Origin of the sequence: Burkholderia arboris (assembly GCF_902499125.1) — a bacterium.
Taxonomy (GTDB): Bacteria; Pseudomonadota; Gammaproteobacteria; order Burkholderiales; family Burkholderiaceae; genus Burkholderia; species Burkholderia arboris.
Genome location: NZ_CABVPX010000011.1, coordinates 63,977 through 79,349, shown reverse-complemented (window position 1 = coordinate 79,349; position 15,373 = coordinate 63,977). Strand labels below are relative to the sequence as shown.

The following is a 15,373-nucleotide window of genomic DNA, read 5'->3' as shown; positions in this document are numbered from 1 at the left end:
TTATAGCCAATGATGCATTGTGGTGATGCCTGTGCATCTTACAGACTGGCGGCATTGTTCGACCAGGAGAATTCGCTTGAGCTTCGCCTACTTCCTGCGGCGCGCGGCCCGTTACTGGGGCGACCAGCCCGCCGTGCTGCATCGCGACCGCGCCGTCACGTACCGCCAGCTCGACGAGCGTTCGACCCGCCTCGCGAATGCGTTGCGCGGGCTGGGTTTCGCGCCCGGCGAGCGGATTGCCGTGCAGGCCCGCAACACCATCGAACTCGTCGAGATCGAGTGCGCGCTGTACAAGGCCGGCCTCGTGAAGGCCGCGCTGAATCCGCGCTTCACGGCGGCCGAGGCGGCCGACGTCGTCGGCAACTGCACGCCCGTCGCGTTCATCGGCGGCCGCGGCTATACGCATTACACACCGGACTCGCCGGGCTTCGCGTCGGTGGAGCGGTTCGTGTCGATCGACGGCGTGACCGAAGGCTACCTCGATTACGAAACGCTGCTCGCGCAGGGCAGCAGCGCGACGCCCGACTACGCGCCGGCCATCGACGATCTCGCGGTGCTGCATTTCTCGTCCGGCTCGACGGGGCGCATCAAGGCCGCGATGCAGAGCTACGGCAACCGGCTCGCGTCGCTGCGCAAGATCGTGCTGGGCATGGACCGCCCCGCGCAGCCCGGCGACCGGCTCGCGCTGATCGGCCCGATCACGCACGCGTCGGGCATGCTGATGCAGCCGTACCTGTTCTGCGGCGCGACGCTCGTGCTGTTCGACGCATTCGAGCCCGCGCGCTTTCTCGCCGACGTGGCGCGGTTGCGCATCACGCACGCGTTCATGGTGCCGGCGATGATCAACATGGTGCTGAACGAGCCGGACCTCGTGCACGCCGACCTGCGCAGCCTGAAGGTGCTGGGCTACGGCGCGGCGCCGATGGCGCCGGCGCGCATCGAGGAGGCGTGGTCGCGCATCGGCCCGGTGCTGTCGCAGGGCTATGGCGCCAGCGAGTCGACGTCGGGCGTCACGCGTCTCAGCATCGCCGATCATGCATACGCGCTGCTGTCCGATCATGCGCGGCTCGCGTCGTGCGGCCGGCCGCTCGGCGAGACGGAGGTGCGTGTCGTCGACGCGAACGGGCGCGAAGTCGACGGCGACGCGATCGGCGAGATCGTGATTCGCGGCGCGGACGTGTTCCAGGGGTACTGGAACGCGCCGGAGCTGACGCGCGAGGTACTGGTCGACGGCTGGCTGCATACGGGCGATCTCGCGCGCACCGACGACGAAGGCTTCATCTACCTCGTCGACCGCAAGAACGACATGATCATTTCGGGCGGCTTCAACGTGTACCCGACGGAAGTCGAGGCGACGCTGTACCGGCACGCGGACGTGCTCGAGGCGTGCGTGGTGGGCGTGCCCGACGAAAAGTGGGGCGAGGCCGTGAAGGCCGTCGTCGTGCTGAAACCCGGCCGCGACGCGCAGGCCGCCGATCTTGTCGCGCATTGCCGCGCGCTGCTCGCCGACTACAAGCTGCCGCGCGCCGTCGATTTCGTCGCGGAGCTGCCGAAGAACGCCAGCGGCAAGATCGCCCGCAAGCTCGTACGCGAGCAGTACTGGCACGGCGTCGCGCGCCGCGTCAACTGAAGGAGACACCACCATGTTCGATCATCTGCAACGCCCCGAATTCGTCGCGCTGCGCGCGGCCGTGCTGCGCTTCGTCGACGACGAACTGCGCCCGATCGAGCGCGAGCTGCGGCTCGACTCGGAAGACGTGTGGCCGCGCGACGTATTGCGCCGCGTGTGGCAACGCTCGGCCGCGCTCGGCTTCTACACCGCGAGCCTGCCCGTCGAGATCGGCGGACAGGGGCTGTCGATCGCCGAGGTGTGCGCGCTGAAGGCCGACCTGGCCGCATGCGGCGCGGCCCTCGCGCCGCACGTGCTCGGCGAACTCGGCGGGCCGCCGCGCATCGGCAACATGCTGAAGTACGCGACGCCCGCGCAACTCGAACGCTATTTCAAACCGGTGATGCGCGGCGAGAAGTCGACGTGCTTCGCGCTGACCGAGCCGCACTCGGGCTCGGACGCGATGAGCATCCGCACGACGGCGGTCGAGGACGGCGATTCGCTCGTCATCAACGGCTCGAAGCACTACATCAGCGGCGCGCCGTTCGCCGATTTCGCGATCGTGATGTGCGTGACCGATGCGACCACGACGCCGCCGCAGATCACCGCCGTGCTCGTCGATCTCGACCTGCCCGGCGTGAGCGTCGAGCACGAGTACGTGCCGATGTCGGGCCAGCACATCGACGCGGATATCCGTTTCGTCGACGTGCGCGTGCCGCGCGAGAACGTGTTCGGCGGCGTCGGCAACGGCTTCCGGCTCGGCATGTCGCGCATCAACGTGAACCGGCTGCTGCATTGCCCGACGATGCTCGGCCTCGCGATGGCCGCGTATCGTGCGTCGCTCGATCATGCGCGCACGCGCCGGCAGTTCGGCGGGCCGATCGCGCGCTTCCAGGCGATCCAGCACATGCTCGCCGACATGGCCGCCGCGCTGTGGGCGTGCGAAAGCATGATCGCGCACACGGCCGCGCTGGCCGAAGCGGGCGCGGACCTGCGAATGACGGCATCGGCGTGCAAGCTGTACGTGTCGGAGCGCTGCTTCGAGGTGGCGGACAAGGCGGTGCAGATTCACGGCAACGTCGGCGTGACGCGCGGCCACCCGGTCGAGCAGACGTTCCGCAAGCTGCGGATGTTCCGGATCCTGACCGGCACGAGCGAAATCCAGCGCAACGCGATCGCGAAGGCGATTCTCGAACCGTCCGGCGCGGGGCGCGAAGCATGACGGCTCGCGATGACATGGAAGGCGCATGCGACCTGCCCGACGCGTGGCCGGCCGGCGACGGCCACGCGCCCGCCTGGTCGTGCCTGCGCGGCGTGCGGATCATCGATGCCGGGCAGTTGCTGCCGGGGCCGCATGCGTGCGCGCTGCTGCGCCAGCTCGGCGCCGACGTGATCAAGGTCGAGCCGCCGGGCGGCGACACGTTGCGGCAGTTCGGCGCCGACACGTTCGCGCAGTTCAACCGCGGCAAGCGCTCGATCGTGCTCGATCTGAAGACGCCCGACGGCCGCGCGCGCTTTCTCGATCTCGTGCGCGATGCCGATGCGGTGGTCGAAGGTAACCGGCCGGGCGTGATGGCGCGGCTCGGGCTCGATTACGCGGCGCTGGCCCGTGCGAACCCGCGCGTCGTGCTGTGTTCGATCACCGGCTACGGGCAGGACGGCCCGTATGCGAATCGCCCCGGCCACGACCTGAACTTTCTGGCCGATGCCGGCTACTGGTCGGTGCCCGCGCAACTGCATGACGCCGTTGCACGGCCGCGCGTGCGGCTCGCCGATCATGCGGCCGCCATGCATGCGGCGCTCGCGCTCGCGGTTGCCGTGATGAGCGCACGCGCGAACGGGGCCGGCCAGCACCTCGACGTGTCGATCCACGACGCGATGTTCGCGTGGACCGCCCCGGCCGCGTGGGCACTGCGCACGGGCCGCGATACGCCCGACACCGCACGCTGGGTGATGCCCGACAACGACCTGTTCGAAACCGCAGACGGGCGGCACATCGTGCTCGCGACGTTCGAGGACAAGTTCTGGGCCGCGTTCGCCGATGCGCTCGGCGATGCGTATCCGGCGCTGCGCGACCCGCGCTATGCGCAGCGCGCGGGCCGGCAGGCGCATCGACACGAACTCGGCGCGTTGCTGCGCGCGACGTTCGAGACCCGCACGCTGGACGGCTGGATGCGCGTGCTCGGCGCGCTCGGTTTGCCGGTGTCGCGCGTGCCGGTGGCCGGCGAGGTATTCGACGACCCGCACGTGCGGGCACGCGGCGTCGCGCGCGAGGTGGCGGCAGACCACACGCTCGCGGTGCGCTTCCCGGTGAAGTTCTCGCTCGGCTTGCCGGACGGCGATGACCATGTGCCGGCACCCGGCGAGCACGGTGGCGGGTAGCGCGACGCACCCGGCCGCCCACGACAACGAAACAGGAGACAGCCATGACGAATGGCGCGCAATACCGCCCCGGACGGGCGTGGTCCATCGCGACGATGCTCGCGTTGATGATGCTGGTGAATTTTCTCGACAAGGTCGTGCTCGGCCTCGTGTCGGTGCCGATGATGCGCGACCTGCATCTGAGCCCGACGCAGTTCGGCGTGATCGGCGGCAGCCTCAACTGGCTGTTCGCGGTCGCGGCGGTCGCGGGCGGCATCGCCGCGAACCGCTGGCCCGCGAAATGGCTGCTGTTCGCGATGGCGGCCGCGTGGGCGCTGCTGCAACTGCCGATGCTCGTCGCAAGCTCGATCTGGGTCGTCATCGCGTGCCGCGTGCTGCTCGGCATCGGCGAAGGGCCCGCGTCGCCGGTCGCGACGCACGCGATCTACAAGTGGTTTCCCGATACGCGGCGCAACCTCCCCGTCGCGCTGCTGCACCAGGGCAGCGCGCTCGGCCTGCTGATCGCGGGGCTCTCGATCCCGGTCATCACGTCGCACTGGGGCTGGCGCGCGAATTTCGCGGTGCTGGCGCTGCTCGGGGTGGTGTGGTGCATCGCGTGGGCCGTGGTCGGCGAGGAGGGCACGCTGTCGCGGGCACCACGCACGGCCGGCGGCGACCGCGTGCCGTACGGGCGGCTGCTGACCGACCGCACGGTGCTCGGCAACTTCCTCGGCCACTTCGCGGCGAACTGGATTCTCGCGATGACGCTCACGTGGATGCCGACCTACCTGCAGCTCGGGCTCGGCTTCGGGCCGCACGAGGCCGGCCGGATGTTCGCGCTGTTCGTCGCGGTCACGTCGCCGCTCAGCCTCGCGCTCGCGTGGCTGTCGCAAACGCTGCTCGCACGCGGGATGCCGTCTCGGCACGGGCGCGGCACGTTCATCGCGGTTACGCTCGCGATCGCCGGCGCGATGCTGGCCCTGCTGCCGGTACCGGAGATGCCGCGCGCGGCGAAGCTCGTGCTGCTGACGCTCGGCAGCGGGCTGACGCTGACGATGTACTCGATCGGCCCCGCGATGCTCGCCGAAGTGACGCCGGACGCGCAACGCGGCGGCGTGCTCGCACTCAGCAACGGCTTCGCATCGCTCGCAGGCCTCGGCGCGCCGGTCATTACCGGGATGCTGATCGAGGGGGCCGGCGCGTCGGTCGCGCACGGCTTCGAACAGGCCAGCATCGTATGCGGCGTCGTGCTGATCGCCTGCGGCGCGCTCGGCGCCTGGTGCCTCGATCCGCAGCGCTCGCTGCGGCGCCTCGCCGGTGACGCGGAACACGCCGCGCCGCCGGTCGGCGCGTGCGGCCGCTAGCACCGCGCATCGCGTCACATCGCTTTCGGCGTGCGGCCTGCTTGCCGGGCGGCGCCTTTCGACGGTAGCAGCACCACGATACGCCGCGCGACGACGCGGCAGGAGGAGACATGAAGAAAATGATCGCGGCGGCGCTGGTCGGCGCGCTGTGCGGGAGCGCGCATGCGCAGTCGAGCGTGACGCTGTTCGGCCGGATCGGCGGCGGCGTGCGCTGGGTCAACGGGCTGCCGGGCGGCAGCCAGGTCGGCTTCAACAACAACATCATCGCGGGCAACGAGTTCGGCATTCGCGGCCGGGAGGATCTCGGCAACGGGCTGAAGGCGCTGTTCGTGCTCGACGGCGCATTCAACAGCGGCACCGGCGCGATGAAGACGTCCGGCACGCTGTTCTCGCAGGCCGCGTATGTCGGCCTCACCGGCGATTTCGGCCGCGTGACGCTCGGCCGCCAGTTCAACGTCGCGGAGGATCTCGGCATCGCGCTCGATCCGCTCGGCGGGCGCGGGCAGTCGCTCGCGGTCGAGCCGGGCGTGCTGTTCGACGGCAACTTCTTCACGCTCGATTCGCGCTTCAACAACATGGTCAAGTATCTGGGGCAGGTGGGCGGGCTGCGGTTCGGCGCGAACTATTCGCCCGGCGGCGTCGCGGGCAGCGCGCATGCGGGCACCAGCTATTCGACGGCCGCGATGTACACGTATTCGGACCTGATGGGCGGCGTGTCGTATGCGAAGACGTACAGCCCTGACGGCTCGCAATCCGCGCAGACGATCCAGGCGGGCGGCACGCTGCAACTCGGCCGCGCGCGCTTCTACCTGAGCTATGCGTCGCTGAACGTGCGGGCGAACAAGGCCGGTGCGCCGTCGCGGCGCGACGACATCCCGTCGTTCGGCGTCGTCGTGCAGCCGCTGCCTTCGCTGCAGCTGAGCGCGGCCGCGTTCTACGACCGCGCGCGCAACCTCGGCAACGTGTCGGGCGCGGACGGCCACAAGCTGACGACCTATGCGATCGCCGAGTACTTCCTGTCGAAGCGCACCGAGCTGTATGTCGAAGTCGACCGCAACGGGATGACCGGCGCCTACATGCGTGACCCGTCGACGATCGCGGCATTGAACCTGCGGCGCGGCGCGAGTGCGACGACCGGTGTGTCGATCGGGCTGATGACGCAGTTCTGAGGTTTCCTATCAACGGCTTTCAAGGAGCGTGATCCGATCATGCGTACTTCATTCCGACTGGCTACAGCGCTGCTGATGGCAGCGTGCTGGAGCATCACCGCCTGCGCGCAACCCGATGCCGCGAGTGCGGCGGCTCCCTCTTCGGCGGCTCCGGTGGCTCCGGTGGCGCAGGAATCCGCACAAGCGCAAGCGCCGGCACCGGCCGGCCTGTCGCCGTCGCAACGCAAGGCGGCCGATCGCAAGCTGAAGCGTCGCGTCAGCACGGCGTTGGCCCGTACGAAAAACCTGAACGTGACGCGCATCCTCGTGCGCGTACGCGACGGCAGCGTGACGCTGTCGGGCTCGGTCATGGATACGTCGCAGGTGGCGCTTGCGGCGATGGTCGCGCGGGGCGTCGACGGCGTAACGTCGGTGTCGAACCTGTTGCGTATCGACGGCCAGCAGCCGTAATGTCCGGGCGCATCGCCCGATTCCTTTCCACTACGAGGCATGACTCGATGCGAATTCATCGACGCATTACAGCGACCCGACGCAGCCGCCGGCTTGCCAGCACTTTCATGCTGGCGGGCGGGCTCGCGCTCGCCGCGACCGCTGCACCGGCCGCGCCGACCCATGGCGCGGCGCCTGCGGGCATGATGCAGGGCTTCCCGCCACCGGCCGACCAGCTCGTCAACAAGCAAAACGCGTTCACGCCGGCCAGCCTGCGCTGGGCGTTGAGCAACACGCGGCTGCTCGCGCCGACGGCCGGCATCCGGCACGCGGCCGCGCCGATGCCGCTGCCCGAGCAGCCGGCGCCCGGTCTCGACGCGCTGCCCCTGACGATCGGCGGCGAAACGCTGACGCTCGACGCGTATTTGCGCGCGACGCATACCGACGGCTTCATCGTGTTGCAGCGCGGCCGGATCGTCTACGAGCGCTATTTCGACGGATTCCGGCCCGACCAGACGCACGCATGGGCGTCGATGACGAAATCGGTGACGGGGCTGCTCGCCGCGCAGATGATCGAATCCGGCGTGCTCGACGCAGGCGCGCCGTTGTCGCGCACGGTGACGGAACTGGCCGACACGCCGTTCGGCAGTGCAACGCTGCAGCAGAACCTCGACATGGAAGTGCCGACTGCCTATACGCCGGGTATCCCGCCCGATCTCGGCCTGTTCGGCGCGGTCGGGCTGGTGCCGCACCGCGAAGGCGCGCCGGCCAGCATCGTCGAGTTCCTGCGGACCGTGCAGCGCGTGCCGGAGGTGGCGCCGGGCAGCATGTGGTTCTACCAGAACGGCTCGCCGGAAGCCGTCGCGTGGGCGATGCAGCGCGCGACGGGGCAGTCGTGGAGCGCGCTGGTCGAGCGGTGGCTGTGGCGCGATTTCGCGGAAGACGATGCATACGTCGCCGTGGACCGCAACGCGATGGCGATGGCGAGCGGCGGGCTGTATACGACGCTGCGCGATGCCGCGCGCTTCGCGGAACGCGTGCGCACCGGGCTCGGCGGTGCGCCGGGCACGCTGCCCGCCGCGACGATTCGCGCCGCGCTGCAGCCAGCGCACAACGCGGCGCTGTTCGCGAAGGGCAACGTCGTGCCCGGCAAGGACGGTTATGCGTATCGTGACTACTGGTATCAGGTGAACGACGGCGACGGCTCGTTCGCGGCGGCGGGGCGCTTCGGCCAGTCGATCCTCGTCGATCCGAAGTCCGCGCTGACGATCGTCAAGTTCTCGTCGTCGCCGGACTTCGCGCCGCGTGCGCTCGATGCGCACGGCGACGCCGCCCGGCCGCGCGCCGCGCTCGAACGCGGCGACGCGCTGAGCATGGTTGCGCGCGCGCTCGCCGAGCGGTTGCGGTAACGTACCCGCAGCACCCGCACCCGCACCCGCACCCGCACCCGTGCCCGTGCCCGTGCCGGTGCCGGTGCCCGTGCGGGATCAGCGCTCGATCTGCCGGTTCCAGCGCGTATCCCACTGCGCGCGGCGCGCGTTGATCGCGGTCCAGTCGACCACCGTCACCTTGCGCACGAGATCGTCGACATTGCCGAGGCTCTGCTGCATCGCCGCGGGCATCTTCGCGAGCCGGTTGGTCGGGATCTGCTTGCCGGCCTCGGCGGCCTTCGTCTGAGCGGGCGCCGACAGCAGGAACTGCGCGAGCTTTTGCGCGAGCTGCGGATCGGGATTGTTCGCGACCACGCACAGGTCGACGAGCAGCAGCACGGGGCCTTCCTTCGGGTTCGCATACGCGACGGGGATGCCCTTGTCCTGCAGGTCGCCGACACCCGTGGGCGTGAGCGGGAACAGGCCGGCCTCGCCGGTCTGCACCATCTCCGAGATCTTCGCCGAGTTCGGGATGTACTCGACGACGTTCGGCCCGACCGTGCTCGCCCACTTGCTGAAGCCGGGCTCGACGTTCTGCTCGTTGCCGCCGAGCAGCCGGTTGATCGCGAGGAAGCCGTGCAGCCCGAACGTGCTGCTTGACGCCGACTGGAACACGACCTTGCCCTTGTATTTCGGATCGGCGAAATCCATCCACGACGTCGGCGGCGTCCAGCCTTTCTCGGCGAACAGCTTCTTGTTGTATGCGATGCCGGTCATCCCGAGCTGCACGCCCGCGCCGATGTCGTCCTTCATCCGCGCGAACGGGTACAGCTCCTTCAGCACCGGCGTATCGTCGAGCTTCTGGCACACGCCGAGGCTGACCGCGCGCGCCATCACGCCGTCGTCGAGGAACGCGACGTGGATCTGCGGCTTGTTGCGGTTCGCGAGCAGCTTCGCGAGCACGTCCGACGACGTGCCGGGCACGACGACCACCTTCACGTTGTTCGCTTTCTCGAAGTCGGGCAGCACCTGGCTCGTGTACGCCTTCTCCATCGGGCCGCCGTTCATGCCGACGTAGATCGTCTTCGTTTGCGCGAACGCGGGCGCGCCGGCGCCTGCGATGCAGAGCGCGGCGGCCGCCGCGATCGTTCCGAGCAGTTTCATCGTTGGGTCTCCTCTTGACGGAAAGGGGCGGCCGGCCCAGCTTCGCGGACGAAGCGGCCGATCGAGAATGCATCGAGTGGCGTGGCGGTTTCGCCGGTCGTGACGAGATCGGCGAGCACGTCGCCGACACCCGGCGCGAGCAGGAATCCGCCGCCGGAAAAGCCGAACGCATGCAGCAGGCGCGGCGTCGTGCGGCTCGTGCCGATGATCGGGTTGTGGTCGGGCGTGCAGCCTTCGACGCCGCTCCACGTGCGGATCAGCAGCGCATCGCGCAGCGCGGGCAGCAGCGCGCACGCGTCGCGCATCACCGCGCGCGTCGTATCGACCGACGGCTGGCCGAATTCGCCGTCGCCGCGGCCGCGCCCGCCGCCGATCACGCAGTTGCCGCGCGCAACCTGCCGCGCATACACGCCGCCACCGTAGACGCCGAGGTTGTGCGCGATGAACGGCGGCAGCGGTTCGGTCACCCACATGTTCGGATAGATCGGCTCCATCGGCACGGCTTCGCCGAAGCGCCCGGCGATCGTGTTCGCCCACGCGCCGGCCGAGTTGATCAGCCACGTCGCGGTGCAGGCGCGGCCGCCTGACTGAACGTGAAAGTGCGTGCCGTCGTGGTGAACGTCGTCGACGGGCGTGTGCTCGAACACGTCCGCGCCCGCCGCGCGGGCCGCGCGCGCGAACGCGGGCGACACGAGGCGCGGGTTGGCGTGACCGTCGGTCTCGCACAGCGAGCCGCCGAGCGCCGCGCGGCCGAGCCACGGATAGCGGCGCCGGAACGCATCGCCGCGCATCACCTGTAGCGGCAAGCCGTGTTCGCCGGCGAGCGCGGCGTAGGCGTCGAGCGCGTCGAGATCGGCGTCGCTGCGCGCGAGCCGAAGGTGGCCCGACACGACGAATTCGCCGTCGATGCCGATCAGTTCGGGCAGGCGGTCCCAGATGCGCCGCGCACGCAGCGCGAGCGGCAATTGCTCGGCCGGCCGGCCCTGGCAGCGCACGCCGCCGTAGTTCACGCCGCTCGCCTGCGCGCCGCAGTCGCGCCGCTCGAACAGCCCGACGCGCAAGCCGCGTCGCGTCAGCGCGAGTGCCGCCGACGCGCCGACGAGGCCGCCGCCGACGATCGCGACGTCGTAATGCCGGATCTCACTCATCGCGCGCCTCGTCGGGAATCGTCGCGACATCGTCGCCCGCGAGCGCGGCCGAGATCGGGAACGGCTTCACGGGCGGTTGCGCACGCAACCGGCCGGCATCGGCGAGCGGACGGCCGGTTTCAGCGGCCAGCACGAGCGCGGCGGCGTCGCCGCACATGCGGCCCTGGCAGCGGCCCATTCCGACGCGCGTCAGCGCTTTCAGCCGGTTCAGCTCGGTCGCGGCACCGTCGCGGACACAGCGACGCAGCGTGCCCGCGTCGATCTCCTCGCAGCGGCACACGATCGTGTCGTCGGGGCAGCGCGCGGCCTGCTCGACCGGCGGCGCGAACGCCGCTTCGAGGCCCGCGCGGAAGGCGCCGACGCGCGCGAGCGTGCGTTCGAGCGCCGCCGCATCGGGTTTGCCGGATGGCGCGGGCGACGCGATGCCGGCGTCGTCGAGCAACGCGAGCGCTGCCCGCCGGCCCGACGCTTCGGCCGCGTCGGCGCCCGCGATGCCCGCGCCGTCGCCTGCGACGTAAAGGCCGCGCACCGACGTGCGGCCGGCCGCGTCGCGCTCGGGCAGCCACGTGCGATTGAGCGGGTCGAACCCGAACCGGCAGCCGGCGAGATCGGCGAGCTGCGTTTCGGAGCGCAGGCCGAAGCCGAGGCCGAGCGCGTCGCAGTCGAGCAGGCGCGGCCGTGCGTCGTCACCGGCAGCGCGCCATGCGATCCCGGTGACGTGCTGGTCGCCGAGCACGTGCTCGAGCGTGACGCCCGTTTCGATTGCGACGCCATGGGTGCGCAGCCAGCCGATGTAGTAGAGCCCCTTCGCGAAGGTCGACGGCATGCGCAGCAGCGCGGGCGCGGCGGCGGCCTGGCGGCGCAGCGGGCTCGTGTCGAGCACGGCCGCGACCTGCGCGCCGGCCTTCGCATACTGGTAGGCGACGAGGTAAAGCAGCGGGCCCGTGCCCGCGAACACGATGCGCCGGCCGATGGCGCAGCCCTGCGCCTTCAGCGCGACCTGCGCGCCGCCGAGCGTATAGACGCCCGCGAGCGTCCAGCCCGGCACGGGCAGCATGCGGTCGGTCGCGCCGCTCGCGATGATCAGGTGCGAGTACGGCACCGTCACTTCGCGGCCGTCCTGCAGCGTATCGACGCGGCCTGCGCCGCATGACCACGCGAGCGTGTTCGGCCGGTAGTCGACATGCGGCAGCAGCGCGGCCATCGTCCGGTGCACGGCGTCGGCCTTCGCGGCCTCGAAGCCGTACAGCGTGCGCTTGCCGCGCGCGAACGCGCCGTCGGCCGGCGGTTGCCGGTAGATCTGTCCGCCCCAGCGCGCGTTCTCGTCGATCACGACGGGGCGCAGCCCCGCGTCGACCAGCGCTTCGGCCGCGCGCACGCCGGCCGGGCCCGCGCCGACGATCGCCGGTTGCAGTCCGGTGCTCATGACGCGTCTCCGGTTGTCGTCGGCCGGGCGGCCGTGAGAATCCGCATGCCTTCGGCGATCGCTGTCGTGCATGCGCGCAGGCGTGCACCGGCCTCGGTGCGCACCCAGCAGTCCTGGCACGCGCCGATCAGGCAGAAGCCCGCGCGCGGCTGGCCGCTGAATTCGCTCACGCGCACGCGGCGCTGCGCGACGAGAATCGCGGTGAGCACGGTGTCGCCGGCGAGCGCCTGCGCCGGGTGGCCGTCGAGCGTGAACGCGACGACGGCGCGTTCGCGTTCGGCGACGCGCACGAACTGCGCGCCGTCGTTCGCGATGCCGGTGGAGCGGGAAGCGGAAGTCGTCATCAGTGTTGGCCGATCAGGATGCGGTTCAGGCCGTACACGCGATCGAGCAGCAGCATCGCGCCGGCGGTGATGAAGATGACGAGCGCCGACACCGACGCCATCATCGGGTCGATCGATTCGGTCGCGTACATGTACATGCGCACCGGCAGCGTGACCGTCTGTGGCGACGTGACGAAGATCGACATCGTCAGTTCGTCGAAGCTGTTGATGAACGCGAGCAGCCAGCCGCCCGTGATGCCGGGCACGATCATCGGCAGCGTGATGCGGCGGAAGGTGGTCCACGGGTCCGCGCCGAGCGAGCACGCAGCCTGCTCGATGCTGCGATCGAGGCCCGCGACGGACGCGAGCACGAGCCGCATCACGAACGGCGTGATGACGATCATGTGCGCGAGCACGAGCCACGCGAACGAGCCGGTGGCGCCGATCAGCGCGAAGAAGCGCAGCAGCGCGATGCCGAGCACGAGGCCGGGAATCACGAGCGGCGACAGCAGCAGCCCGTTCAGGAACGCGCGGCCGGGAAACGTCGCGCGGCCGATGGCGAGGCCCGCCGGCAGCGCGATCGCGAGCGACAGCGTCGCCGACGCGAACGCGAGCTTCACGCTGTTGAAGAACGCGGTGACGAAGTCGGGGTAGTCGAGGATCGCGCGGAACCAGCGCAGCGACAGCCCGTGGGTCGGCAGCGTCAGCGTTTCGTCGGGCGTGAACGCGACGAGCACGACGATCACGAGCGGCGCGAGCACGAACAGGATCACGAGCGTGTGGAAGGCGAGGGCAAAGGGGCCGTTCTTTCTCATCGCGATGCGCCTCCGAGGCTGCGTGCGTAGCGGCGTTCGAGCACGCGGTAATAGGTGAGCATCACGACGAGGTTCGCGACCAGCAGCAGCACCGCGATCGTCGCGCCGAGCGGCCAGTTCAGCGAGCCGAGGAATTCGTCGTAGACGGCCGTGGCCGCGACCTTCAGCCGGCGTCCGCCGAGCAGGCCCGGAATCGCGAACGCGCTCGCCGACAGCCCGAACACCATCAGGCTGCCCGACAGCACGCCCGGCATCAGCTGCGGCAGCACGATGCGGCGCAGCGTCGTGAACGGCGATGCGCCGAGCGACAGCGCGGCATGCTCGGTCTGCGGATCGAGCCGCTGCAACGCGGTCCACACGGGGATCACCATGAACGGCAGCATCACGTGCACCAGCGCGATCACGATCGCGAAGGTCGTGTATTCGAGCTTGTACGGCCCGAGGCCGGCGAGCCCGAGCGCCTGGTTCACGAGCCCGCTCGTGTTCAGCAGCATGCTCCAGCCGAATGCGCGCACGACGACCGACACCAGCAGCGGCGCGAGGATCGCGAGCAGGAACAGCGAGCGCCACGGGTCGCGCATTTTCGACAGCACGTACGCTTCCGGCGTGCCGATCGCGACGCAGATCGCGGTCGTCAGCGCGGCGATGCCGAACGTGCGCGCGAAGATCGTGTGGAAGTACGACGAGCCGAGCACTTCCGCGTAGTTGCCGAACTGGAACGCGGCGATCGGGCCGGTGGCCGGGTCGAAGCGGTAGAACGTCAGCATGAACGTCATCGCGAGCGGCACGAGCACGAGCGCGGCGAACAGCGCGAACGCGGGGGCGCACATCAGCCACAGCGGCGCATGGGCGCGCCACGTCGCGCGCATCGGGTGCGCGGCGGCGGCGCGTGCCGGCACGGCACCGGCGGAAACCGCGGCCGGCTGCGCGAGCGCGGCCGGCGCGCCGTCGGCCGGGAGCGGGCGGGTAGGCTGTCCCATTCAGGCCTCCCGGCGCATCACGCGCACCGCGTCGCTGTGCCAGTCGATCCCGACCGGCGCGCCTTCCGCGAGCGGCTCCGCCCCTTCGTTCTGGCAGCACACGAGCACTTCGCCGAGCGCGCTGTCGACGCGGTACAGCCACTGGCTGCCGAGGAAGAAGCGGCTCGTGACGGTCGCGGCGAAGCGGCCCGCATCGGGCGCGCACAGCCGCAGCTTTTCCGGACGGATGCAGACCGACACCGCATCGCCGACGCACACGTCGCGCTCGCGCGGCGGCAGGTGCGCGGTACGGCCCGTCTCGGCGAGGTCGTGCCCGAGGTCGATGCGGATCGCGTCGCCGTCGTGCGCGACGACCGTGCCGGGCAGCAGGTTCGCCTTGCCGATGAACTGCGACACGAAGCGGTTTTCCGGGCGCTCGTACGCACGGTACGGCGTATCGGTCTGCGTGATGCGGCCGGCTTCCATCACGACCACGCGGTCGCTGATCGACAACGCTTCCGACTGATCGTGCGTGACCATGATCGTCGTCGTGCCGATCTTGCGCTGGATCGCGCGCAGCTCGAACTGCATGTCCTCGCGCAGCTTCGCGTCGAGGTTCGACATCGGTTCGTCGAGCAGCAGCACCGGCGGCTCGATCACGACCGCGCGCGCGATCGCGACGCGCTGCCGCTGGCCGCCCGACAGCTCGCGCGGGAAGCGGTGCGCGAGCGCGTCGAGACGCACGAGCGCGAGGGCCGCGCGGATGCGCTCGGCGCGCTCGGCCTTGTCGACGCCGCGCATGTCGAGGCCGAAGCCGACGTTCTCGGCGACGCTCATGTGCGGAAACAGGGCATAGCTCTGGAACACGATGCCGAGCCCGCGCCGGTTCGGCTTCAGGTGCGTGATGTCCTGCCCGTCGAGCGCGATGCGGCCGCGCGTGACGTCGACGAAGCCCGCGATCATCTGCAGCGTGGTGGTCTTGCCGCAGCCGGACGGCCCGAGCAGCGACACGAATTCGCCTTGTTCGACCGACAGGTTGACGTCGGCGACGGCGGTGAGCTCGCCGAAGGTTTTCGTCAGATCCGTAAGCGTGAGAAACGACATGGGAAGCTCCGGGTTCGCACACCGCGTGGCCGGTGTACCGATGTGGCGGACTCTAGCCAGCCATATTTCGGAGCGTCAATTTCGAATTCTGCTCAACGGGAGGAATTTTGGAAAAATTCCGATAAACGGAAC

General features: G+C 70.1%; 14 protein-coding genes. 7 read left to right on the top strand and 7 right to left on the bottom strand.

Features of this window, described 5'->3' with window-relative positions; genetic code table 11:
• Nucleotides 1-76: 76 nt before the first annotated feature.
• The 7 genes from BLA15945_RS15480 to BLA15945_RS15450 all read left to right on the top strand — a co-directional run bounded on the left by BLA15945_RS15480 (nt 77) and on the right by BLA15945_RS15450 (nt 8,341).
• Nucleotides 77-1,630 carry an AMP-binding protein gene (locus tag BLA15945_RS15480; protein ID WP_059237533.1) on the top strand — a complete coding sequence of 518 codons (1,554 nt, stop codon included), beginning with the start codon at nt 77-79 and terminating at the stop codon, nt 1,628-1,630.
• Nucleotides 1,631-1,643: 13 nt separating this feature from the next.
• The gene (locus tag BLA15945_RS15475; RefSeq protein WP_174992828.1) at nt 1,644-2,831 is read left to right on the top strand and encodes an acyl-CoA dehydrogenase family protein; all 1,188 of its coding nucleotides are present in this window, start codon (nt 1,644-1,646) and stop codon (nt 2,829-2,831) included.
• Complete coding sequence (locus tag BLA15945_RS15470; protein ID WP_407045104.1) at nt 2,828-3,991, top strand: CaiB/BaiF CoA transferase family protein; 1,164 nt, start codon at nt 2,828-2,830, stop codon at nt 3,989-3,991. The genes BLA15945_RS15475 and BLA15945_RS15470 overlap by 4 nt, the downstream gene beginning before the upstream one ends.
• Nucleotides 3,992-4,035: 44 nt before the next feature.
• Nucleotides 4,036-5,334: an MFS transporter gene (locus BLA15945_RS15465; RefSeq protein ID WP_059237531.1), complete on the top strand. Its 1,299-nt coding sequence runs from the start codon at nt 4,036-4,038 to the stop codon at nt 5,332-5,334.
• 110 nt (nt 5,335-5,444) lie between these two features.
• Nucleotides 5,445-6,503, top strand: coding sequence for a porin (locus BLA15945_RS15460; protein WP_174992827.1), 1,059 nt, complete (start codon nt 5,445-5,447; stop codon nt 6,501-6,503).
• Between the two features lie 39 nt (nt 6,504-6,542).
• On the top strand, nt 6,543-6,953 hold the full coding sequence (locus tag BLA15945_RS15455) for a BON domain-containing protein (protein WP_174992826.1): 411 nt from the start codon (nt 6,543-6,545) through the stop codon (nt 6,951-6,953).
• Nucleotides 6,954-7,000: 47 nt separating this feature from the next.
• Nucleotides 7,001-8,341 carry a serine hydrolase domain-containing protein gene (locus tag BLA15945_RS15450; RefSeq protein ID WP_174992825.1) on the top strand — a complete coding sequence of 447 codons (1,341 nt, stop codon included), beginning with the start codon at nt 7,001-7,003 and terminating at the stop codon, nt 8,339-8,341.
• Nucleotides 8,342-8,419: 78 nt separating this feature from the next.
• On the opposite strand, the gene BLA15945_RS15445 is transcribed toward BLA15945_RS15450, so the two are convergent.
• From BLA15945_RS15445 to BLA15945_RS15415, 7 genes are read right to left on the bottom strand one after another with little or no spacing between them, the layout of a single operon-like run.
• Nucleotides 8,420-9,466, bottom strand: coding sequence for an ABC transporter substrate-binding protein (locus BLA15945_RS15445; protein ID WP_059237528.1), 1,047 nt, complete (start codon nt 9,464-9,466; stop codon nt 8,420-8,422).
• Nucleotides 9,463-10,614: an NAD(P)/FAD-dependent oxidoreductase gene (locus BLA15945_RS15440; protein ID WP_174992824.1), complete on the bottom strand. Its 1,152-nt coding sequence runs from the start codon at nt 10,612-10,614 to the stop codon at nt 9,463-9,465. The genes BLA15945_RS15445 and BLA15945_RS15440 overlap by 4 nt, the downstream gene beginning before the upstream one ends.
• Entirely contained in the window at nt 10,607-12,040 is a 1,434-nt protein-coding gene (locus BLA15945_RS15435; protein WP_174992823.1) for an FAD/NAD(P)-dependent oxidoreductase, read from the bottom strand. Before BLA15945_RS15435 ends, BLA15945_RS15440 begins: the two co-directional genes overlap by 8 nt.
• Nucleotides 12,037-12,384, bottom strand: a complete 348-nt coding sequence (locus BLA15945_RS15430; protein ID WP_174992822.1) for a (2Fe-2S)-binding protein — start codon at nt 12,382-12,384, stop codon at nt 12,037-12,039. Before BLA15945_RS15430 ends, BLA15945_RS15435 begins: the two co-directional genes overlap by 4 nt.
• Nucleotides 12,384-13,178 (bottom strand): ABC transporter permease, encoded by a 795-nt coding sequence (locus BLA15945_RS15425; protein ID WP_174992821.1) that lies wholly within the window; start codon nt 13,176-13,178, stop codon nt 12,384-12,386. Before BLA15945_RS15425 ends, BLA15945_RS15430 begins: the two co-directional genes overlap by 1 nt.
• Entirely contained in the window at nt 13,175-14,158 is a 984-nt protein-coding gene (locus tag BLA15945_RS15420) for an ABC transporter permease (RefSeq protein WP_174992820.1), read from the bottom strand. The genes BLA15945_RS15425 and BLA15945_RS15420 overlap by 4 nt, the downstream gene beginning before the upstream one ends.
• Nucleotides 14,159-15,241 (bottom strand): ABC transporter ATP-binding protein, encoded by a 1,083-nt coding sequence (locus BLA15945_RS15415; protein ID WP_174992819.1) that lies wholly within the window; start codon nt 15,239-15,241, stop codon nt 14,159-14,161.
• Nucleotides 15,242-15,373 lie beyond the last annotated feature (132 nt).

Coding starts and splice junctions, on each gene's coding strand:
- BLA15945_RS15475 (WP_174992828.1), top strand. CDS start 1,644: ATGTTCGATCATCTGCAACGCCCCGAATTCGTCGCGCTGCGCGCGGCC.
- BLA15945_RS15470 (WP_407045104.1), top strand. CDS start 2,828: ATGACGGCTCGCGATGACATGGAAGGCGCATGCGACCTGCCCGACGCG.
- BLA15945_RS15465 (WP_059237531.1), top strand. CDS start 4,036: ATGACGAATGGCGCGCAATACCGCCCCGGACGGGCGTGGTCCATCGCG.
- BLA15945_RS15460 (WP_174992827.1), top strand. CDS start 5,445: ATGAAGAAAATGATCGCGGCGGCGCTGGTCGGCGCGCTGTGCGGGAGC.
- BLA15945_RS15455 (WP_174992826.1), top strand. CDS start 6,543: ATGCGTACTTCATTCCGACTGGCTACAGCGCTGCTGATGGCAGCGTGC.
- BLA15945_RS15450 (WP_174992825.1), top strand. CDS start 7,001: ATGCGAATTCATCGACGCATTACAGCGACCCGACGCAGCCGCCGGCTT.
- BLA15945_RS15445 (WP_059237528.1), bottom strand. CDS start 9,466: ATGAAACTGCTCGGAACGATCGCGGCGGCCGCCGCGCTCTGCATCGCA.
- BLA15945_RS15440 (WP_174992824.1), bottom strand. CDS start 10,614: ATGAGTGAGATCCGGCATTACGACGTCGCGATCGTCGGCGGCGGCCTC.
- BLA15945_RS15435 (WP_174992823.1), bottom strand. CDS start 12,040: ATGAGCACCGGACTGCAACCGGCGATCGTCGGCGCGGGCCCGGCCGGC.
- BLA15945_RS15430 (WP_174992822.1), bottom strand. CDS start 12,384: ATGACGACTTCCGCTTCCCGCTCCACCGGCATCGCGAACGACGGCGCG.
- BLA15945_RS15425 (WP_174992821.1), bottom strand. CDS start 13,178: ATGAGAAAGAACGGCCCCTTTGCCCTCGCCTTCCACACGCTCGTGATC.
- BLA15945_RS15420 (WP_174992820.1), bottom strand. CDS start 14,158: ATGGGACAGCCTACCCGCCCGCTCCCGGCCGACGGCGCGCCGGCCGCG.
- BLA15945_RS15415 (WP_174992819.1), bottom strand. CDS start 15,241: ATGTCGTTTCTCACGCTTACGGATCTGACGAAAACCTTCGGCGAGCTC.